Below are 20410 nucleotides of genomic sequence, written 5' to 3'. Positions count from 1 at the left end.
CAGCCTTTCGAACGACGCGGAGCGGACGACTCCGGGGGATGTGAACAACGTACACATCCCCTCCGACATCGGTCGAGGGTCACCCCCGGATGCGCGGCACCGTCTTCAGATCGGTGACCGCCGGGCCCTCCAGCCGGGTTCCATCGGCCGCGAAGCGCGACGCGTGCAACGGGCAGTCCCAGCTGCGCTCCGCGTCGTTCCACTCCAGCACTCCGCCGAGGTGCGGGCACACGGCGGTGACGGCGCAGGTGCGGCCGTCGACGGTCGAGATGCCCACGGGGCGCCCGCCCGAGTTCGCCACCACGCCGTGGCCCTCACGCGGGCGCGGCACGGGAGTCGCGCGCGTCTGGGCGCCGAGCCATCCCTTCGCCGTCTCGAGCCCCACGCTCGCACCGGCGGCGGCACCCCGCGCGAGGTCGGCCGGGCGCGTGAGCCGGGTGCCGAGCACGGTCTGCCAGTGCCCGCGCGCGTCGCGCTCGGCACCCGTGAGCTCGTCGGTGAGCCGGATGGCCGCGCCCACCGCGTTGGTCAGGCCCCACTTGGCGTAGCCGGTGGCGAGGAAGACCCGCCCGCGGCCCCGCGGCAGCGCGCCGACGAACGGGATGAGGTTGTGCGATTCATAGTCCTGCGCCGACCAGGCGTGCGTGAGCTGCGCGCCCGGCCACTGCTCGGCCGTCCAGCGGGTGAGCTCCTCGACCCGATCGCGTTCGGTTCGCTCACCGGCCCGGCCCACGGTGTGGCCGTCGCCGCCCACCACGAGCAGGTCGGTATCGCCGCGGGGTGCAGTGCGCACCGACCGGGACTCGGCCGACGACGAGTCGCCGATGGAGAGGAACATGCCCTCGGGGAGGTCTGCCTCCCCGACATCCGGAATCTGAAAGGCCAGCCCGTACGAGCGCAGCCCCTGCACCTTCGTGAAGTAGAGCCCGCGGTCGAGGATGGGGACGGCCGTGGCGAGCACCACCGAACCCGCCCGCACGTCGCCGCGGGAGGTGCGCACGATCGCCGGCTCCGAGGCCCGCACGCCGGTGACGCGGGTGCCGGTGTGGATGACGCCGCCCTCGGCGAGCAGGGCCCGGGCGAGCGCGTCCAGCGCAGCCATGGCGTCGATCTGGGCCTGATCGGCCAGCGACACCCCGAACGCGAACGGGAACGGCACGTCGACCTCGTCCGGCCGCACGAGCGACACCGGCAGGCCCGCCTCGCGCGCCGCCCGGAACTCGGCCTCGACGGCCTCGGCGGCTCGGGCCTCCTGCGTCTGGGCGTAACTGTAGGTCGTGCGGCGCTGCACCGGCACGCCCGCCTCGTCGAGGAAGCCGAGCAGCCACTCCTGGCCCTCGCGGTTCATGTCGACGTAGGCGCGCAGGATGAGCCGCGAGTGATGCGAACGGATGGTGGAGAGCCGGCTGCCCTGCAGCAGCGACACCTTGCCGGTGGTGTTGCCGGTGGCGAGCGCGCCGATGTCGAACGCCTCGAGCACGGCCACGCGCCTGCCTGCCCTGGCGAGCATCAGCGCCGTGCTGAGGCCCGTGAGGCCGGCGCCCACCACCACCACGTCGTAGGCGGCACCCGGCTCGAACGGCGGAGTGACCAGGGGCGCCCGGCCGTCGCGCCAGAGCGATCGGCCGGCGGGAGGCTGGGCCGAGGTGCCTTCGTGATGAACGGACATGCCCTCAGTAGACTCCCCCTCGACCGGATGCGGCAGCCTGCGCACGGGCTGCACAGCAGGCGCCGCCGGCTCGGGTCGACACCCGGGCTCGAAGGTGTCTAGGTTGAGAGTGCGCCAGTCCGGCGCCAGGGTCGCCGCCTCGGTGGGCGACCCGCCCTGTCCCCGGCCGCGGCTCCCGCCTGCGGGCGGCATCCCATCGAGAGAGGAACGGCATGTCCGACCTGAACGAGCGCATCGAAGAACCCGACATCACCAAGGAGTTCACGCTCTCCGACGACGAGCTCGCCGATGTCGGAGACGAGGACGTCGACCTCGACGACACCGAGAGCATCGACGAGGTGAAAGACCTCGAGGCCGAGGAGATCAACCCGGTGTTCGGCGACGACCAGGAGGTCATCGCCGACAACCTCAACTACGACGAGTCGCGGGGGTGTGGTGCGTCGGGGGTCGGAGGCCGGGTCAGTCGGTGCCGGAGTCGAACGCGGCACCCTCGGAGACCGCGTCGGTGGCGCGCTCGAGGGCGTCTTCCGCGGCATCCTGCGGCCCGCCGTCGAGGATCTCGGCAGCCTCGCCCTGCGAGAGCTCGCCCACCAGTTCGGCGGTGGCCCCGCCGATGATGCCGGCCGAGGCGTACTGCTCGAGCCGGGCGCGCGAGTCGGCGATGTCGAGATTGCGCATGGTGAGCTGACCGATGCGGTCGTCGGGACCGAAGGCGGCGTCGCCCACGCGCTCCATCGACAGCTTGCCGGGGTGGTAGCTGAGCGCCGGGCCGGTGGTGTCGAGGATCGTGTAGTCGTCGCCGCGGCGCAGGCGCAGCGTGACCTCGCCCGTGACGGCCGAGCCCACCCAGCGCTGAATGGATTCGCGCAGCATCAGCGCCTGCGGGTCGAGCCAGCGGCCCTCGTACATCAGGCGGCCGAGGCGGCGGCCCTCGGTGTGGTAGTTCGCCACGGTGTCCTCGTTGTGGATGGCGTTCAGCAACCGCTCGTAGGCGATGTGCAGCAGGGCCATGCCGGGAGCCTCGTAGATGCCGCGGCTCTTGGCCTCGATGATGCGGTTCTCGATCTGGTCGCTCACGCCGAGGCCGTGACGCCCGCCGATGGCGTTGGCCTCGAACACGAGGGCGACCGCGTCGTCGAACTCCTGGCCGTTGATGGCCACCGGGCGGCCGGCCTCGAACCGCACCGACACCTCCTCGGTGACGACCTCGACCTCGTCGCGCCACGCGGCCACGCCCATGATGGGCTCGATCAGGTCGAGCCCGGCCGAGAGCTCCTCGAGGCGCTTCGCCTCGTGGGTGGCGCCCCAGATGTTGGCGTCGGTGCTGTAGGCCTTCTCGGTGGAGTCGCGGTACGGGAAGCCACGCTCCACGAGCCACTCGCTCATCTCGGTGCGGCCGCCGAGCTCGCCCACGAACGAGGTGTCGAGCCAGGGCTTGTACACGCGCAGGCGCGGGTTGGCGAGCAGACCGTAGCGGTAGAACCGCTCGATGTCGTTGCCCTTGTAGGTGGAGCCGTCGCCCCAGATGTCGACGCCGTCTTCTTTCATGGCGCGCACCAGCAGGGTGCCGGTGACGGCACGGCCGAGCGGCGTGGTGTTGAAATAGGTCTTGCCGCCCGAGCGGATGTGGAACGCACCGCACTGCAGCGCGTTCAGGCCCTCTTCGACGAGGGCGCTCTTGGCATCGACGAGGCGCGCGATCTCGGCACCGTACTCGAGCGCGCGGCCGGGCACCTTGTCGATCTCGGGCTCGTCGTACTGCCCGATGTCGGCGGTGTACGTGCAGGGCACGGCGCCCTTCTCGCGCATCCAGGCGACGGCGCAGGAGGTGTCGAGGCCTCCCGAGAATGCGATGCCGACGCGTTCGCCGACGGGGAGCCTGCTCAGAACCTTGGACATGCTGTAAATCCTACGGTCTCGCGGTCGCCGTCTCCGTCGCCCGCCCGTTCGGTGTTGACTGACAGGCATGAGTTCCTGGGTCGATCACGTGATGTGGTGGCATGTCTATCCGCTCGGCTTCGTGGGCGCGCCCATCCGCCCCGATGCGAGCACGGAGGCGCCTTCGACGATGACGGATGCGCCCGAGCACCGGCTCGGCCGGATCGAGGCGTGGCTCGATCACGTGGTGGAACTGGGCCTGAACGGCCTGGCCCTCGGCCCCGTCTTCGCCTCGTCGACGCACGGCTACGACACCGTCGACCACTTCCGCATCGATCCGCGGCTGGGCGACGAGGGCGACTTCGACCACCTGGTGGCGGCGGCGCGGTCGCGCGGCATCCGGGTGCTGCTGGACGGGGTGTTCAACCATGTGGGCCGCGCACATCCGGCGTTCTCGGCCCTGGAGACGTCGGGTCCGGATGCCGCGACGGCGGGTCTGTTCCGTGTCGACTGGGCGGGCTGGCAGCCAGGAGACCCCGTGCGCGCCGAGGTGTTCGAGGGGCACGACCAGCTCGTGGCGCTCGACCACTCGTCACCCGCGGTCGAGGACCTCGTGGTGGAGGTGATGACGTACTGGCTCGATCGCGGAGCCGACGGCTGGCGCCTCGACGCCGCGTACGCCGTTCCGCCGTCGTTCTGGGCGCGGGTGCTGCCGCGGGTGCGGGCCGCGCATCCGGAAGCCTGGTTCACGGGCGAGGTGATCCACGGCGATGCACTCGCCATCGTGGCGGAGTCGGGTCTGGATTCGCTCACCCAGTACGAGCTCTGGCAGGGCATCTGGCACGGCCTGGCCGACGCGAACCTGTTCGAGACCAAGCACGCCATCGAGCGCGGCAACGAACTGCTCGAGCGCTTCGTGCCCACCACCTTCGTGGGCAACCACGACGTGACGCGCATCGCCTCGGCGATCCCGGATGCGCGGCACCTTCCGCACGCGCTCGCGCTGCTCTTCACGCTGGCGGGCACCCCGATGGTCTACGCGGGCGACGAGTACGGGTTGCGGGGCGTGAAGGAGGAGCGGCTCGGCGGCGACGACGCCGTGCGGCCCGAGTTCCCCGCGCCGCCCGCCCCGGACTCCGTTCCGGTGGGCCTGCCGGGCGCGGGGGCCGATGCGCGCGCGCTGCTGGCCCTGCACGGCGAGCTGATCGCGCTGCGACGTACGCACGCGTGGCTGCACAGCGCGCGCTCCGACGTGGTGCACGTGGCGAACACGGCGATGGTGGTGCGCACCGCGACCGGCGAGGGCGCCGTGGTCACCGCCCTCAACCTCGCCGACGAACCCGTGGCCGTGCCGGCCGGGGGCGCGAGCACGGTGCTGGCCGGAACGGCGTCGCTCGCGGCGGGCCGGGCGTCGCTTCCCGCCCACGGGTGGGCCGTACTCGGGGGGTGACCCGTTCATACGGGAGGAGAATGCGGCCTTCGAGGCGTATATGGCCCCAACGGGGCGATTCTCCTCCCTTGTGAACGGCGACGCCGGCGGAGACTAGAAGGGTTCGACGCCGAACGCCCGCGCGAGGCGGTCGATCTTCTCGGCGCGGCCGAGGCGGGGCAGGTCGCTGCCGTCGCGGATGACCCGGCCGCGTGCCTCGAAGTCGGCGAGGAAGTCGCGCGCCCACGTCACATCCGACTGGGTGGGGCTGATGGCCTCGTTGATCACGGGCAGCTGGTCGGTGTCGAGGCAGAGCTTGCCGGTGAGGCCGAGCGCGACCGCGGTGGCCGACTGCTCACGCAGCACCGGATGGCTCGAGCTCACGGTGGGGCCGTCGATCGGGCCCGGCAGGCCTCCGACGCGGCTGGCGATCACGAGGCGCGAACGCGGGTACGCCATGGCGATGTCCTCGGCGCTGGTGCCGGTGTCGCGGCGGTAGTCACCGCTGCCGAACGCGAGCCGGAAGGCGCCACGGGCCCGGGCGATGGTCACCGCCTCCTCGATGCCGAGAGCCGACTCGATCAGCACGAGCACGGGGGTGTTGCCTCCGAGCCGGTCGAAGGTCTCGGTGACGTGCGAGGCGTCCTCGGTCTTGGCGAGCATGACGCCCTTGAGGCCGGGCAGGTCTTTGAGCTGGTCGACGTCGTCGCTCCAGAAGTCGCTGGCGCGGTCGTTGATGCGCACCCACGAGCTGCCGCCGCCACTGAGCCAGGCGGCCACGTCGTCGCGCGCTGCGCCCTTGTGCTTCGGGTCGACCGCGTCTTCGATGTCGAGCACCATCTGGTCGGCGCGGGAGCGGGCGCCCCGGTCGAACTCCTCCGTGCGTCGGGCCGACACCAGCAGCCACGACCGGGAGATCTCGGCGGGCACCTCCTGGCGGTCGCCGGTGGGCGTGGCGGTGGTGGGGCTCGAGGTCATGGGGCTTCTCTCTTCGTCGACAGGCGGCCCCTCAACCCTACGGTCCCTCCCCCACCCCCCGGAACTTGAGTCCATAGAGAACACACCCGGCCGCGCGAAGCGCAGCCGCCGCTCGAGCGCCCGGCGCGGCGCAGCCGCACCGGGCCCTCGAGCCTGCAACTAGTGCGTAGGCGACCCACCCGTGACGGCGATCGTCTCCCCCACCACGTAGCTCGACTCCTGCGACGCCAGGAACACGAACGGCGGCGCGAGCTCCACCGGCTGCCCGGCACGACCGATCGGCGTCTCGGAGCCGAACTCCTCGATCTTCTCGTTCGGCACGAAGGAGGGCTGCAGCGGCGTCCACACGGGGCCGGGGGCCACACCGTTCACCCGGATACCGCGCTCGATCAGCTGCTGCGCCATCGCCCGGGTCCAGTTGGCGATGCCGGCCTTCGACACCGCGTACTCGGCGAGCGAGGGCGACGGCACGAAGCCCTGGATGCTCGAGGTCGTGATGATCGAGGCGCCCGGCTTCAGGTGCGGCGAGGCCGCCTTGGTGAGCCAGAACAGCGGGTAGATGTTGGCCTTCAGCACGTGGTCGAGCGTGGCGGTCTCGAAGTCGTCGATGCTGTCGACGGTGGGCATGGTGCCGGCGTTGATGACGAGGATGTCGAGACCCCCGAGGCCCTCGACGGCGTCGGCGACCACCTGCTGGTCGACGGCCTCCTCCTGCAGGTCTCCGGGCAGGAGCACCGCGGTGCGGCCCTCGGCGCGGATGAGCTCCGCCACCTCCTCGGCCTGCGACTGCTCCTCGGGCAGGTAGCTGATGGCCACGTCGGCACCCTCGCGGGCGTAGGCGATGGCCACCGCGCGGCCGATGCCGGAGTCGCCGCCGGTGACGAGGGCCTTGCGGCCCGGCAGGCGGTTCGAGCCGATGTAGCTGGTCTCACCGTGGTCGGGAGCCGGGTCCATCTTGTGAATGTCGCCCGGTCCGGTCTGCTGCTGGGGCGGGAACGGAGGGCGCGGGTACTGGGTGGTCGGATCCTGGGGCGTGTACATGGTGTCGGACATGCGGGCCACCGTACGACGGTCGCCACCCACCCGCGTGGGGCTTGCCACCCGCGCCCGGCGGGCGTATCGGGCACGGTGCTCAGCGGGTGTGACCGCCACCGCGCCCGGCCCGCGCATCCGGTTGCGTCGCCGAGCCCGAGGGCCATGATCGAGAGGGATGACTCCCACCGACGCCCCAGACCCCTCCACCCGCTACGTCGACCTGCGCGACTACGCCGCCATCGGCGACGGCCGCACGGTGGCCCTGATCGCCCGCGACGGCCAGGTGGACTGGATGCCCGTTCCCGCCCTGCACTCCCCGCCCGTGTTCGCCGCCCTGATCGACGGCCCGGCCGGCGGCCGGTTCGAGCTGCGCCCCGAGGGGGAGTTCTCCTCCGTCCGGGAGTACGTACCGGGCACCAACGTGCTGCAGACCACCTTCACCACGTCCACGGGCCGGGTGCGGGTGACGGATGCACTGGTCACCGGAGTGGCCGGCCGCCTGCCGTGGCTCGAGCTCGCGCGCCGCATCGAGGGGCTCGACGGTCAGGTGCGGATGCGCTGGGCCGTCATCCCCGGGTCGGTGTTCGAGGCACAGCAGGGCGTCGAGCGGGTCGACACCGTGCACGGCCCGCTGCTGCGGATCGGTCACATCGACCTGGTGCTGGTGGGCCTGGCCCACGGCCGCCTCGACCCGCACGAGCCGGGCGACGGGTTTCCCGACGGCCCGCTGTCGTTCTTCGGTTCGTTCACCGCCACCGAGGGCTCGCGGCACCTGCTGGCGCTCTGCGGCACCGACGACGAGCCCATCCACGTTCCCGACCCCGCGAACGTCGACCGCGGCATCGACCGCTCGATCGCCAGCTGGCAGACCTGGACGAGGGAGTTCGACGGCCCCGACAGCGGTGAGGCGCCCTGGAGCGAGGCCGTGCAGCGCAGCGCCCTGGCCCTGAAGCTGCTGATCTTCAGCCCCACCGGATCGATCGCGGCGGCGGCCACCACCGGCCTGCCCGAGAACGTCACCGGCGGCAAGAACTACGACTACCGCTTCGCCTGGGTGCGCGACCTGGCGTACACGGTGGGGGCGCTCATCCGTTTCGGGCTTCGGGAGGAGACGCACGCGGCGGTGTCGTGGGTGTTGAAGACCCTGAAGGCCTACGAGGGAGAGCTGCACATCTTCTTCCGCCTCGACGGCACGCTGCCGGGCGAGATGCACGACGCGCCGGTGGAGGGATGGCGCGGCATCGGGCCGGTGCGGGTGGGCAACGACGCGAGCGATCAGCTGCAGCTCGGCGTCTACGCCGATGTCGTGGGCATCATGTCGAGCTACGTGGCTGCCGGCAACATCCTCGACGAACGCACCAGCGAGCTGTTGGTGGCCTTCACCGACGCGGCCTGTCGCAGCTGGCAGAAGAAGGACTCCGGCATGTGGGAGCTGCCCGAGGAGGAGCACTACGTGTCGAGCAAGGTGGGCTGCTGGCAGGCCATCAGCGATGCGCTGCACCTGGCCGAGATCGGCGAGCTCAAGCCCAGCGCCGACGACATCGAGCACTGGCAGAAGAACAAGCGCCTGATCGAGGAGTGGGTGGCCGAGCACGGCTGGAGCGAGGAGCGCGGGGCGTACGTGATGTTCCCGGGCAGCGACAAGCTCGACACGTCGATCCTGCTGCACGCGGCACGCGACTTCGGGCCGCGCGAGCGCATGGAGGCCACCGTCGCCCGCATCGACGAGGAGCTCTCGGCCGGCCCCCTGGTGTTCCGCTACAGCGGGGTGGATGTCGAGGAGGGCACCTTCGTGGCCTGCGCCTTCTGGCTGGCCGAGGCGATGGCGAACACGGGCCGGGTCGACGACGCCGCCCGCCGGATGGACGAGCTGGTGCCGCTGGCGAACGACGTGGGCCTCTACAGCGAGATCATCTCGGCCGACGACCACCAGTTCCTCGGCAACCTGCCGCAGGGCCTCAGCCACCTGGCCCTCATCAACGCCGCCCTGGCCATCCGCGACGCCGCCCGCTGACCGCGCGCTCCCGCGCTCGGGGGTCAGATGTAGATGCCCGGGTCGAGGTAGAACGCCGGGTCGGTGAGTGATCCCGGCCCGGTCGAGGCGCGGGCCGAGAGGTCGCGCGCGGGGATGCCCACGAGGATGGCGCCGGCCGGTGCGTCTTTCACGACCACAGCGCCCGCCCCCACGCTGGAATCGTCGCCGACGGTGACGGGCCCGAGGATGGTGGCGCCCGCGCCCACCACCACGCGGTCGCCGAGCGTGGGATGCCGCTTCTCGCGCCGGGTGCTCTTACCCCCGAGCGTGACGCCGTGGTAGAGCATCACGTCGTCGCCGATCACCGCGGTCTCGCCGATTACCACGCCCATGCCGTGGTCGATGAACAGGCGCCGCCCCAGCCGCGCGCCGGGGTGGATCTCGACGCCCGTGAGAAAGCGCCCGAACTGCGACAGCAGCCGAGCCGGCAGCTTCAGCCCCGGGCTCCGCCACCAGCGGTGGGCCACCCGGTGCACCCAGACGGCGTGCACCCCCGGATAGGCCAGCACGATCTCGAGGTTCGAGCGGGCGGCCGGGTCGCGCTCCCGCGCCGCCCGCACGTCTTCACGCGCGCGGGCGAGGATGCGCGACGGCGTCACCGAGCCCGCCCGGCCCCGCCGCGCATCCGTCGTTCTGCCGCTCAAGCCCTAGTCGCCGAGGCCGGCCCAGAGCGGGGTGGAGATGTAGCGCTCGCCGAGGTCGCACACCACGGCCACCACCGTCTTGCCCGCGTTTTCGGGGCGCTTGGCCACCTCGAGGGCTGCCCACATGATGGCGCCGGAGGAGATGCCGGCCATGATGCCCTCCTCGCTGGCGAGCTCGCGGCCCACCCGCAGCGCGTCGTCGAGCGAGACGTCGATGATCTCGTCGTACACCTCGCGGTCGAGGATGTCGGGCACGATGTTGGCGCCGATGCCCTGGATCTTGTGGGGCCCTGCCTTGCCCTCGGTGAGCAGCGGGGAGTCGAGCGGCTCGACGCCCACGATCTGCACGCCGGGCTTGCGCGACTTGAGCACCTGGCCCACGCCGGTGATGGTGCCGCCGGTGCCGATGCCGGCCACGAAGATGTCGACGGCGCCGTCGGTGTCGGCCCAGATCTCCTCGGCCGTGGTGGTGCGGTGGATCTCGGGGTTCGCCGGGTTCTCGAACTGGCGCGCCAGGATGGAGTTGGGGGTGGCCTCGACGATCTCGGTGGCCTTCGCCAGCGCGCCGCGGATGCCCTCCGGGCCCGGCGTGAGCACGATCTCGGCACCGTAGGCGCGCATCACGACGCGACGTTCGGTCGACGCCGTCTCGGGCATGGTGATGACGACCTTGTACCCGCGGGCCGCACCCACCATCGCCAGGGCGATACCCGTGTTGCCGCTGGTGCCCTCGACGATGGTGCCGCCGGGCTGCAGGGCTCCGGCCTTCTCGGCGGCGTCGATGATGGCCACGCCGATGCGGTCTTTCACACTGTTCGCGGGATTGTAGAACTCGAGCTTGCCGAGCACCGTGGCGTCGATGCCGTCGGTGAGGCGGTTGATGCGCACCAGCGGGGTGCGGCCGACGAGCTGGGTGACGTCGTCGTAGATCTGAGCCATGGGATTGCCGTCTTTCTGAAACGTGCTGACGCAGTATCAGCGGGAACTAGGGCGTGGAGCGTCGTTGCCAACTCTAGTTCGACACCGCCCGGCGCACCCGAGTATGACGCTGCGGGCGAACGGATGACGAAGCCCCGGGGGTCGATGACCCCCGGGGCTTCGTGACGGCCGCTTCACGGCCGGCTCAGCGTCAGCTGCAGGTGTAGGTCTGGCCGTTCAGCTCGTGCACGCCCGGGCCGAGGTCGGCGCACTCGCCGACGACCGCCGCGATGACCACGACGAAGATGATCGTGCCGATGATCTGCAGCACGAGGGCCACGATCGAGACGATCAGACCGGCGGTGGCGGGCGTGTTCTTGACGCCGGCGGCCTTGGACTGCTTGCGCGCCATGATGCCGGTGACGATGCCGCCGATGGGGGCGATGTACCAGAGCAGGAAGAAGCCCACGATGCCCAGCACGAGGCTGACGATGCCGAGCGTCTTGCCCGGAACGGTGGCGGGCTGGCCGGCGGGAGGTGCCGCGTTGTACTGCGGAGCGGCGTTGTACTGCGGCGCAGCCTGGTACGGCTGGTTCGGCTGCTCGCCCGGTCGCTGGCTGTCGTCGGTCATCGGTGTCCCCTCGAGTGGATGATCAAGTGCCTCGAATCTACCTCGAACGCGGCCCGGCCGCCTGGAGGGCTGCGCAGAACGCGAAGTCGGCACGACCCGCTAGCGTGGAGCGCATCCCGGTCCCTGTCTGGAAGAAGCCCCTCGTGAACGCCTCCCACCGCCCCCTGTCCGGCACCCGCATCGATCTCGAGGCCGGCGACTACCGGGCCTCGATCGCGAGCATCGGCGCGACGCTGCGGATGCTGCAGCACTGCGGGCGCGACCTGGTGGTGCCGTTCGGGCTCGACGAGCTGCGCCCGGCCTACCGCGGAGCCACCCTCGCCCCGTGGCCGAACCGGGTGGTCGACGGGCGCTACCGCTTCGGCGGAGAGGACGAGATCCTCCCGCTCACCGAGCCCTCCCGCGGCCACGCCCTGCACGGCCTCGCGGCCTGGCTCGACTTCGCGGTGCTCGAGCGCGGCGTCGACCGCGTGCTGCTCGGCGCCACCATCGAGCCGCAGGACGGCTACCCGCACCGCATCGAACTCGCCGTGGAGTACACGCTCGACGAGGCGGGGCTCCGTCAGACGGTGACCGCCCGCAACCTCTCCGAGTCGCCCGCGCCCTACGGCACCGGCCCGCACCCGTACCTGGTGGCCGGGCCCGGCCTGGTCGACGACTGGACTCTGGAGCTGCCCGCATCCGAGGTGCTCACCGTGACGCCCGACCGGCTCATCCCGGTGGCCGTGGTGGAGGTGGCCTACGACCAGGGCGGAGCGCTCGACTTCCAGGCGCCGCGCACCATCGGCGACACCTTCATCGACCACGCCTTCACCGGCATCGCCCGCGACGCCGACGGGCTCGCCACCGTGACGGTCTCCTCGCCCGAGGGCACGGCCACGGCCATGACGTTCGGCACCGAGCTGCCCTGGGTGCAGGTGCACACCGCCGATCACGTCGTGGCCGAGATGAACCGCGCGGGGCTCGCCGTGGAGCCCATGACCTGCCCGCCCGACGCGTTCAACTCGGAGGTCGACCTGATCGTGCTCGGATCCGGGGAGTCGGCCGTCGCATCCTGGACCATCGCGGCCGTCTGAGGCTCAGCGGCTCTCCTCGTCGCCGGGCAGGCTCGCCCCGCGCACGGCAGCGTGATGCCGCGGGATGAACACCGTGAGCAGCACGCCCACCACGGCGGCCGCGGCCGAGATGGCGAAGGTGAGCTGGAAGGCGCTGGAGCTCGGCGTGGTGATGCCGTTCGCGGTCACCAGGTTGCCCGCCAGCACCGTGCCGAGCACCGCGCTCGCGATCGTGGAGCCGAGCGTGCGCATCACCGAGTTCAGGCCGTTCGAGGCCGCCGTCTCGGTGGCCGGAACCGCCGCCATGATGAGCGTGGGCATCGAGGAGTAGGCGAACCCCACGCCGAAGCCGACGGCCGTGGCGATGACGATCGTGTGCCAGATCTCGGTCATCAGGAACAGGGCCAGCAGGTAGCCCACCGCGATGATGGCGATACCCAGCAGCAGGCTCACCCGCGCACCGCGCACCCGGATGAGGCGGGCGGCCACCGGGGACATGGCCCACATCACGAGGCCGCTGGGCATCAGGCACAGGCTGGCGATGAGCATCGACTGGCCGAGCCCCACACCGGTTCCGGTGGGCGATTCGAGCAGCTGCGGCAGCACGACGGTGCTCGCGAAGAACGCGAAGCCCACCGTCACCGACGCGAGGTTGGTGAGCAGCACCGTGCGGCTGGCCGCGATGCGCAGGTCGATCAACGGGCTCGGGATGCGCAGCTCGAACACGCCCCAGAGCACCAGCAGCACCACGCCGCCGATCAGCGTGCCGAGTGTGAGCGGGCTGCCCCAGCCCCAGCTGCTGCCCTTGGAGACACCGAGCAGAACACCGGTGAGGCCGATGGCCAGGCCCACCGCGCCGAGGCCGTCGAAGCGGCCCTCGCTGCGCAGGGTGCTCACTGGGATGAGCTTCCAGACCAGGAGGAGTCCGGCCGCGGCGAGCAGGCCCGACACGATGAAGAGCACGTGCCAGTCGAGGTACTGCGAGATCACGGCCGCCACCGGCAGGCCCACCGCGCCGCCCACACCGAGCGTGGCGCTGACGAGCGCGACGGCGCCGCCCAGGCGGTCGCGGTGCAGCACGTCGCGCAGGATGCTGACGCCGAGCGGGATGACGCCGATCCCGGCGCCCTGCAGCGCCCGGCCCACGATGAGCGGGATGAGCGAGGTGGAGAACAGCGCCACCACCGAACCCACGATCACGAGGGCGAGCAGCACGAGCACGATTCGGCGCTTGCCGTAGAGGTCGCCGAGCCGGCCCGAGATGGGGGTGGCCACGGCCGCGGCGAGCAGGGTGACGGTGACCGCCCATTGCCCGTCTTCGGGCGACACGTTCAGCAGCTGGGGCAGCTCGGGCACGAGCGGGGTGAGCAGCGTCATCATGAACGCGGCCACGAGCCCGGTGAAGGCGAGGGTGAAGACCACGGCGCGCTGGTTCACCGGGGTGCGCAGGCGATCGCGCTCCGCGTCGGTGAGCCAGGGCTGGTCGGTGCCTCGGGTTCCGTTCGTGAGGTCGGTGCTTCCGGTGCTCGTGCCGCTGTCGTTGCCGGGTCGTTCCGTCGAGATGATTGCCCCCTGTGAAGTAGTTACGCGGGTGAAACGGTAGCGGGTCGCCGAGTATTCCGGGAACACGCAGCCGGGGGCGCATCCGGTGTCGCATCGGCGGCCGCATCCGGTGTCGCTCGGCGGCCGCAGCCGAGAGAATGGGGCATGCACACCGAGCGGGGCTTCGATCGCCTGGTCAACTTCAGCGACGCGGTGGTGGCCATCGCCATCACCCTGCTCGTGCTGCCGCTGGTCGACAGCGTCACCGAGGTCACCGATGGCACGTCGGTGTGGGAGATCGTGGCGCGCGACTCGGGCAAGCTGCAGGTGTTCGTGATCAGCTTCGCCGTGATCGGCCGGTTCTGGCTCTCGCACCACCGCCTGTACGAGCGGGCCGTCGACTACAACGGGCGACTGCTCTGGGCGAACCTGTTCTGGCTGCTCACCATCGTGTTCCTGCCGTTCCCCACCGAGCTCATCGCCGAGAACGACAACGCGGCCGACGGCACGGCGGCCCTGTACGTGGGCACCATGCTCGTGAGCAGCTTCGCGCTGGCGCTGCAGCAGCTGGTGCTGAGCCGGCATCCCGAACTGGTGGCACCTCAGGCCAGGGGCACCATCACGCTGCGGCCCTCGATCGTGACGGTGAGCATGATGGCCGTCACGTTCCTCGCGGTGGTGCTGGTGCCGGGGCTGGGGCTCTGGGGGTTGTTCATCCTCGTTCTCACCGGGCCGGTGCAGTACCTGGTCACGAGGTCGTCGCGGGGCCGGTCGCCCGGCGGGCCTGCTCGGCCTGCAGAAACTCCACCACCTCGGCCTTGAACACCCTCGAGGTCACGGCGCTCACGTGATCGCGGCCCGGCAGGCCCACGAAGCGTGCGCCGAGCTCACGGGCGAGGGCGCGTGACTCGGCGACCACATCGTCGTCGTCGCCGGCCACCACGAGCAACGGATGCGCGGGTCGGGTCGCCCGCGGATCGAACGCGCTGCGCCGCACGGCCTCGGCCACCCGCAGCAGGGCCTCGGGGTCGTTGGCGCCTCGGGTGGCCATGGCAAGGTAGCGGGCGGTGGCGGGCGTGGTGGCGGCCGAGCCGCGGAGGGCCGCGGTGGCGGCGGGCAGGTCGAAGCCGGCGAACGAGCCGAGCACCGGTGCGCCGCCGACCACGAGCGAGGCCACCCGTTCGGGCCGGCGGACCGCCAGCTCCCACGCGAGCCGGGCGCCCAGGGAGTAGCCGACCACGTGGGCGACACGGGCATCCGTGGCGTCGAGCACGGCGGTGAGGTCGCCGAGCAGCCGCGGCAGCGTGTAGGCCGCGAGCCGGCGGGGGCGGCCGCTCTCGCCGTGGCCGCGGAGGTCGGGGGCGATGACCCGGAACCCCGCGTCGACGAGGGGTGGCAACCAGCGGGTGCGCACCCAGTTGTCGCTGCGGTTCGACGCGAAGCCGTGCACGAGCAGCACCGCGGGGGCGGCCGGGTCGCCGGCCGTCTCGAAGGCGATGTCGACGTCGCCGACGGTGATGGTGCGGCTGTCGGTCACGGATTCACCCTAGGGCGCGCTGCGCGGGGCGGGCACTCGTCGAGAGCGGCGGAGAATGGAGGGATGACCACCACAGAGCTCTCGGCGTCGGCCCGGTGTCCGTGTCTGAGCGGCTTCGCGTACGGCGAGTGCTGCGGGCCCCTGCACGACGGCACGGCCGCGGCCCCCACGGCGGAACGGCTGATGCGGTCGCGGTTCTCGGCGTTCGCGGTCGGTGACGCGGACTACCTGCTCGCGTCGTGGCATCCGTCGACCCGGCCCGACTCGCTCGAGCTCGACGAGGGGCTGCGCTGGTACCGGCTCGACATTCTCGACGGGTCGGCGGGGCGCGAGGGCGACTCCGAGGGAGTGGTGGAGTTCGTGGCGTTCTTCAAGCCGCGGCCGGGTGTCTCGGCGGCGGCGGGGTCGCAGCACGAGGTGAGCCGGTTCGTGCGCGAGGGTGGGCGCTGGTTCTACGTGTCGGCGCTGTGAGAGGTCACCGCGCCTCTGAGAGGTCGCCGCGCGTCTGAACGGTCACCGCGCCGGATGGGCGGCGGGTTCGGGACGCGCGGGGTTGCGCATCCGGCCGACGGGCGCAGGGTGGGGAGTGCGCCGGCGCGGCGCCCGAGGAGGACAGCATGACCGATTCATCCGCTTCATCCGGTTCGTTCGACGAGCGCGGCGAGACGTCGCCGCTCGACCCCGACCACGAGAGCTACGCCGAGCGCGATCCCGACGAGCTCGGCTCGGGCCCCGACGGCTCGAGCACGAGCAGCCCCGACGGCATCGGCGCCTACAGCGACGACCCGGACGCCTCGGCGGAGTCGGTTGACCCCCACGCCGACAACCCGAACCCCGACGCCGACGGCGTGGCCTGATCGATCGAACCGCGGCCGCCCACCGTGTGGGAATGGCAGGCGGGGCCGCGGCGTTCCAGGCTTCGACCTGGGAGGCCGACATGACCTTGACCATCGACACCGCCACCACCCACCGCACCCCGCCGCTGAGCGAGCAGGTGCAGCGCCTGATCGATCTCGGGCTGCCCGAGATCGCGGGCATCAGTGCCGAGGAGCTGCGCAGCCGGGCGTCGACCCTCCGCGCCCGGCCCGACTCGATCCTCGTGGTCGGCCCAGCCATCGCCTCCCCCGCGCAGCTCATGCCGCTGCTGCGCCGGGGCACCAAGCCGGGCTTCGTGGTCGACGACCTCACCGATCTCGACGAGTTCGCATCCCAGCCCGACCTCGACGCACCCGAGGGCGGCCTCTCGCTCGTGCACGGCCTCGAGCGCGGCGACGACCTGCTGAATCGAACTCCGGATGAGGCACTGCCCGAGATCGTGGCGCGCGGTCGCCGGCCGCTCACCGTGAACGAGGGCATCAGCTGGTTGTTGCAGCAGCCGGAGCAGCTCGCCCCGAACCACTGCTTCATGACCATCGCCTCCCGCCGCCGCACGCCCGACGGCTCGCTCGACGCCCGCGTGCCGGCCCTCTGGATCAGCGGCGGCACCGGGCGCGACGGCCGTGCCCGCCGTGGGGCTGCGAAGCTGGGCTGGTGCTGGGCGGGCAACCGCCACCGCTGGCTCGGCCACGCATCGGCGTCCATCGACTGAGCGGGCCGCATCCTGTGGCCTCCTCGGGAACACCGACAGGTACCCTGGCGGCATGGACGCGGACTGGATCGAGCACCGGCGTGCCGACGACGGCGAGCGGATGGGGTGGATGGAGCCTGTCGATGACGGATTCGTCGCCATCGATCTGCTGGGGCGCCGGCGCACCGATGTGGTCGACTGGCTCACCGCCGAGGAAGCCCTGGACGAGCTCGGACTCGGCTACCTGGCCGACCCGCACGAGCTGCGGCTCGACGACGGCTCGTGGCTCCGGGTTCGGATCGCCGAGGTGTCACCCTCGTGGCTCCGGGTGAAGAAAGACGACTGGGGCGACATGACCGCGACCCAGCTCTACTACACGGTGCCGTTCCCGGTGACCGAGGAGCGGCTTCGGGCGCTGCCCCTGCCTCGTTGACGGTTCACGTGCGCTGTTCATCCGCAGGTCGCGAAGTTAGCGTGAGGGCATGACTCCGAGACGCGTCAGCCGGATTCTCGTCCTTCCCGTGGCGGCCGTCGTGGTGATGGCGGCTGGCATCATCGGCATCGCGCTGTTCACACCGCAGACCACGTCGTTCGGCTGGTTCGCCTACGCGCCCCTGTCGGGTGAGGTGTTCAGCCCAGCGGGCGCCGTGGTGGTCGGCTGGGGTGCGATCGCGGGCGCGGCGGCGGTGGCGATCGGCCTCACGGCCCTCGGCTTCTGGGCGGGCTTCACCCTCGCCACCGCGCGTTCTAAATAGAATCGATAAAGCCTCACCTGTCAAATCTCTACCGCTAATGGTAGAATTTTGACATGGCGACTACGTATCGAGATCTTCTCCGCGAGATCGCCGTCGACAACCACGGCTATGTCACGACTGCCGACGCCGTCGACGCCGGCGTTCCCGCCGTCGAGCTCCCGAAGCTCGCGGCGCGTGGCGGCCTCGAGCACGTCGGGTACGGCCTCTACCGGATGACCGGCGTCCCCCCGACCGACGACGACCAGTTCGCCGAAGCCACTCTGCGCGCAGGAAGCGACGCCTATCTCCGTGGCGAGGCGGTGCTCGCTCTGCTTGGCCTGGCCGATGTGAACCCCTCGAAGATCACGGTGGGAACCACCCGTCGCGTTCGTCGCTCCTTTCCCTCCTACATCGACCTCGTCTACTCGCCAATCGAAGCCATGATCATCCGCTACCACGGCATCCGCGCCCAGCAGCTGTCCGAAGCACTTCTCGAGTGCCGCGGCCGTGTTCCCGAAACGCAATTGCGTGATGCAGCCGCGAAGGCCCGCGCTGATGGTCTGTTGACGACCGCGGAGTGGAAGCACGTGCGCAAAGAGCTCGCCGCGTGAGCTACGACACCCCGCCGCGAAACCTCACTGCCCTGAATCAGCGGATGAGGAATCTCGAGGGCAGCGACACGCTCGTTCTTCGCCGGCGAACGACGATGGCTCTGGTCGTGGTCGGCCAGATGATCCCCGAAGGGGCCGTGAAGGGCGGCAGCGCGATGGCCCTCCGCTACGGTGCCGGCACACGGTTCACCATCGACCTCGACGCTGCCCGCGCACACGACCTCACCGCATTCCGATCGGCATTCGAAGAACGCCTCCGAGAAGGATGGGCCGGCTTCACCGGGCGGCTGGTCGAGCGCACACCGTCGAGGCCCGGGGAGTCCCCACGTCGTACGTGATGAAGCCCTTCGACGTGAAGCTCGAGTTCCAGACGAAGGCGTGGTGCACCGTGCCGTTCGAACTCGGGCACAACGAGATCGGCGATGCCGACCAGCCCGAGTTCGCCTTGGCTCCCAGCATCCGGGCCATGTTCACAGCCGTCGGCCTCCCGGCACCAGCGCCGGTGCCCGTGATGCCCACCGATCATCAGGTCGCCCAGAAGATCCACGCCGGCACCGCGCCCGGCAGCGACCGGGCCCGAGACCTCGTCGATCTGCAGCTACTGGGCACCCGAGAGCAACTCGACCTCTCGTCGGTGCGGAGTACGTGCGTTCGTCTGTTCGAGTACCGAAAAGCCCACGCGTGGCCCCCGGCAGTAGTCGAAGGCACTTGTTGGGACACCCTCTACGCTGCAGCGGCCGAGGGACTCGATGTAGCCCCCGAGGTCGAGGGCGCCATGGAGTGACTCACCGACTTCATCGCCCGGATCGACGCGGCGCTACCCGGCGATGGTGTCCGGTAGATCGTGTCGAGCGTTCAAATCCTTCATCTTGCCGACGAGATTCAGCCTATGTTCGTCTGTATGGGGGAACTGAACGAGCAGGACCGACAGAAACTACACACCGCTTTTGCCCGACGTTTGGGCGCGAGACGCGACGCGACGGAGCTTGTGGAGGCTTACCTTGTGGCTGCCCAGCGTCACGCTTTCTCGCGCACGGTGCAGGCAGGTCCGGTCCCGACGAGCCTCACAGTGGAGCGTTCCGGGCTGTTGCTAGAGATCAGCCAGGAGCTCGGCAGGGTCATCGATGACGTCGAGATCGAAGCGTTGTTCCGTGTCTCTCGATCGCAGGCACGGACCATGCGAACCACTCTTCTCGCCAGTTACAGCGACATCACCGATGACCTCACGGTCGACTGGGCGTTGAACGATGCGCATCGCAACGGGCGGAAGACGGTGGGCGAAGTCAATGGCACAGTGATTCGCTTCTCGTCCGAGCAAAAGCGCGACGCGTTCGTTTCTCAGATGGATCGATCGGGCATAGACACTGAGATGGTCCACGACGACGAGAAAGCACCCTGGGCAGTGGTCGTCTCAGATGCATTCCCGCGAAACCGGTTGCCGAAGAGCAAATAGACGAGGTCGACGGTGGATGCGGAAGAAGACCTGTTGCTGGTACTGGGCGGCCCATCGGGACTGGGCGTGCTCGTCTTGATCGGATTCGCCTGGCGAATACTCAAGAGCGACGACCGTTCACCCACTTGGGCTTGACTGATGATGACGGCAGATTTGCTTTCGATATTGCTCTGCGCCTCGTTCATCGCTCTCTCGTCGACGAGGGTGTGGGCCTCGTGGGTAGCCACGGGCTCAGTTGAACCGATCCTTCTGCTTTTGAGCCTGGCCTGGTTTGCCGCAATTGTTGTGATCCTCGCTGTGGTGTTGTCCGTCAAGAGAGCCTGCCGACATCTCGTCGAGTGCTTCCACCCCGACGAGACACCGTATGTGGCGCAATGGTTGCGGCGCTGGGTTGAATCTTGAGGTAGCCAGCTGCCCGGGTGATGTTGCGAAAAGCGTCGGATGCGACAGGCACGAGTTCCCTCGGGGAGAAACACAAAAGCGACCCGCTTTCGCGGGTCGCTTTCTGTGGTGCGCCCTAAGGGATTCGAACCCCTGGCCTTCTGATCCGTAGTCAGACGCTCTATCCAGCTGAGCTAAGGGCGCAGTGTGTGAGAAACGATCTCCCGCACGAACATCAGAGCCTAGCATGCAGCAGAACGAGCACAAAGTCGACGGCCCCTCACCTCGGCGAACGGCCGAACACCAGCCGGCC

General features: G+C 70.3%; 22 protein-coding genes and 1 tRNA gene. 13 read left to right on the top strand and 10 right to left on the bottom strand.

The window, feature by feature from the left end; all coding sequences use genetic code 11:
* Window positions 1-79 precede the first annotated feature (79 nt).
* Window positions 80-1669, bottom strand: a complete 1590-nt coding sequence (locus ACEXOR_RS01205; protein WP_374847538.1) for an FAD-dependent oxidoreductase — start codon at window positions 1667-1669, stop codon at window positions 80-82.
* 459 nt (window positions 1670-2128) lie between these two features.
* The gene (gene argG / locus ACEXOR_RS01200) at window positions 2129-3568 is read right to left on the bottom strand and encodes an argininosuccinate synthase (protein ID WP_374847537.1); all 1440 of its coding nucleotides are present in this window, start codon (window positions 3566-3568) and stop codon (window positions 2129-2131) included.
* A 67-nt stretch (window positions 3569-3635) separates the two neighbouring features.
* Between argG and ACEXOR_RS01195 the strand changes: the two genes are divergently transcribed.
* The gene (locus tag ACEXOR_RS01195; RefSeq protein WP_374847536.1) at window positions 3636-4997 is read left to right on the top strand and encodes an alpha-amylase family glycosyl hydrolase; all 1362 of its coding nucleotides are present in this window, start codon (window positions 3636-3638) and stop codon (window positions 4995-4997) included.
* A gap of 93 nt (window positions 4998-5090) precedes the next feature.
* On the opposite strand, the gene ACEXOR_RS01190 is transcribed toward ACEXOR_RS01195, so the two are convergent.
* Window positions 5091-5954, bottom strand: coding sequence for an HpcH/HpaI aldolase/citrate lyase family protein (locus ACEXOR_RS01190; protein ID WP_374847535.1), 864 nt, complete (start codon window positions 5952-5954; stop codon window positions 5091-5093).
* A gap of 159 nt (window positions 5955-6113) precedes the next feature.
* Complete coding sequence (locus ACEXOR_RS01185; RefSeq protein ID WP_374847534.1) at window positions 6114-7007, bottom strand: SDR family oxidoreductase; 894 nt, start codon at window positions 7005-7007, stop codon at window positions 6114-6116.
* Between the two features lie 157 nt (window positions 7008-7164).
* Between ACEXOR_RS01185 and ACEXOR_RS01180 the strand changes: the two genes are divergently transcribed.
* Window positions 7165-9003, top strand: a complete 1839-nt coding sequence (locus tag ACEXOR_RS01180) for a glycoside hydrolase family 15 protein (protein WP_374847533.1) — start codon at window positions 7165-7167, stop codon at window positions 9001-9003.
* A gap of 23 nt (window positions 9004-9026) precedes the next feature.
* On the opposite strand, the gene epsC is transcribed toward ACEXOR_RS01180, so the two are convergent.
* The 3 genes from epsC to ACEXOR_RS01165 form a co-directional block, all read right to left on the bottom strand.
* Window positions 9027-9623 carry a serine O-acetyltransferase EpsC gene (gene epsC / locus ACEXOR_RS01175; RefSeq protein ID WP_374847566.1) on the bottom strand — a complete coding sequence of 199 codons (597 nt, stop codon included), beginning with the start codon at window positions 9621-9623 and terminating at the stop codon, window positions 9027-9029.
* A gap of 48 nt (window positions 9624-9671) precedes the next feature.
* Window positions 9672-10607: a cysteine synthase A gene (cysK, locus tag ACEXOR_RS01170; protein ID WP_374847532.1), complete on the bottom strand. Its 936-nt coding sequence runs from the start codon at window positions 10605-10607 to the stop codon at window positions 9672-9674.
* Window positions 10608-10797: 190 nt separating this feature from the next.
* Window positions 10798-11217 (bottom strand): DUF4190 domain-containing protein, encoded by a 420-nt coding sequence (locus ACEXOR_RS01165; protein ID WP_374847531.1) that lies wholly within the window; start codon window positions 11215-11217, stop codon window positions 10798-10800.
* A 143-nt stretch (window positions 11218-11360) separates the two neighbouring features.
* Here ACEXOR_RS01165 and ACEXOR_RS01160 point away from each other — a divergent pair, with 143 nt between their 5' ends.
* Window positions 11361-12293, top strand: coding sequence for an aldose 1-epimerase family protein (locus ACEXOR_RS01160; protein WP_374847565.1), 933 nt, complete (start codon window positions 11361-11363; stop codon window positions 12291-12293).
* Between the two features lie 3 nt (window positions 12294-12296).
* On the opposite strand, the gene ACEXOR_RS01155 is transcribed toward ACEXOR_RS01160, so the two are convergent.
* Entirely contained in the window at window positions 12297-13901 is a 1605-nt protein-coding gene (locus ACEXOR_RS01155) for an MFS transporter (RefSeq protein WP_374847530.1), read from the bottom strand.
* 78 nt (window positions 13902-13979) lie between these two features.
* Between ACEXOR_RS01155 and ACEXOR_RS01150 the strand changes: the two genes are divergently transcribed.
* Entirely contained in the window at window positions 13980-14636 is a 657-nt protein-coding gene (locus ACEXOR_RS01150; protein ID WP_374847529.1) for a TMEM175 family protein, read from the top strand.
* Here the strand turns inward: ACEXOR_RS01150 and ACEXOR_RS01145 are convergent.
* Window positions 14563-15351, bottom strand: coding sequence for an alpha/beta fold hydrolase (locus ACEXOR_RS01145; RefSeq protein ID WP_374847528.1), 789 nt, complete (start codon window positions 15349-15351; stop codon window positions 14563-14565). The two genes, ACEXOR_RS01150 and ACEXOR_RS01145, sit on opposite strands and share 74 nt — an antisense overlap.
* Before the next feature lie 63 nt (window positions 15352-15414).
* On the opposite strand from ACEXOR_RS01145, the gene ACEXOR_RS01140 reads away from it, so the two are divergent.
* The 9 genes from ACEXOR_RS01140 to ACEXOR_RS01100 all read left to right on the top strand — a co-directional run bounded on the left by ACEXOR_RS01140 (window position 15415) and on the right by ACEXOR_RS01100 (window position 19716).
* A complete protein-coding gene (locus ACEXOR_RS01140) occupies window positions 15415-15822 on the top strand; it encodes a YchJ family protein (protein WP_374847527.1) in 408 nt (135 codons plus the stop codon).
* A 146-nt stretch (window positions 15823-15968) separates the two neighbouring features.
* Window positions 15969-16208 (top strand): hypothetical protein, encoded by a 240-nt coding sequence (locus ACEXOR_RS01135; RefSeq protein ID WP_374847526.1) that lies wholly within the window; start codon window positions 15969-15971, stop codon window positions 16206-16208.
* Between the two features lie 80 nt (window positions 16209-16288).
* Complete coding sequence (locus tag ACEXOR_RS01130) at window positions 16289-16939, top strand: DUF5701 family protein (protein WP_374847525.1); 651 nt, start codon at window positions 16289-16291, stop codon at window positions 16937-16939.
* A 52-nt stretch (window positions 16940-16991) separates the two neighbouring features.
* Window positions 16992-17351, top strand: a complete 360-nt coding sequence (locus ACEXOR_RS01125; RefSeq protein ID WP_374847524.1) for a hypothetical protein — start codon at window positions 16992-16994, stop codon at window positions 17349-17351.
* A 49-nt stretch (window positions 17352-17400) separates the two neighbouring features.
* The gene (locus ACEXOR_RS01120; RefSeq protein ID WP_374847522.1) at window positions 17401-17673 is read left to right on the top strand and encodes a hypothetical protein; all 273 of its coding nucleotides are present in this window, start codon (window positions 17401-17403) and stop codon (window positions 17671-17673) included.
* 53 nt (window positions 17674-17726) lie between these two features.
* Window positions 17727-18263 carry a type IV toxin-antitoxin system AbiEi family antitoxin domain-containing protein gene (locus tag ACEXOR_RS01115; RefSeq protein ID WP_374847521.1) on the top strand — a complete coding sequence of 179 codons (537 nt, stop codon included), beginning with the start codon at window positions 17727-17729 and terminating at the stop codon, window positions 18261-18263.
* A 44-nt stretch (window positions 18264-18307) separates the two neighbouring features.
* Window positions 18308-18601 carry a nucleotidyl transferase AbiEii/AbiGii toxin family protein gene (locus ACEXOR_RS01110; protein ID WP_374847519.1) on the top strand — a complete coding sequence of 98 codons (294 nt, stop codon included), beginning with the start codon at window positions 18308-18310 and terminating at the stop codon, window positions 18599-18601.
* Complete coding sequence (locus tag ACEXOR_RS01105) at window positions 18601-19047, top strand: nucleotidyl transferase AbiEii/AbiGii toxin family protein (RefSeq protein WP_374847564.1); 447 nt, start codon at window positions 18601-18603, stop codon at window positions 19045-19047. The genes ACEXOR_RS01110 and ACEXOR_RS01105 overlap by 1 nt, the downstream gene beginning before the upstream one ends.
* Before the next feature lie 117 nt (window positions 19048-19164).
* Entirely contained in the window at window positions 19165-19716 is a 552-nt protein-coding gene (locus ACEXOR_RS01100) for a hypothetical protein (protein WP_374847518.1), read from the top strand.
* A gap of 508 nt (window positions 19717-20224) precedes the next feature.
* On the opposite strand, the gene ACEXOR_RS01095 is transcribed toward ACEXOR_RS01100, so the two are convergent.
* A tRNA-Arg gene (locus ACEXOR_RS01095) sits at window positions 20225-20301 on the bottom strand.
* Between the last annotated feature and the right edge of the window lie 109 nt (window positions 20302-20410).

This window comes from Herbiconiux liangxiaofengii (genome assembly GCF_041927335.1).
In the GTDB taxonomy this organism is placed as follows: Bacteria; Actinomycetota; Actinomycetes; order Actinomycetales; family Microbacteriaceae; genus Herbiconiux; species Herbiconiux liangxiaofengii.
Note: the sequence above shows the minus strand (reverse complement) of the source record. Positions and strands in the feature narration are given on the sequence as shown.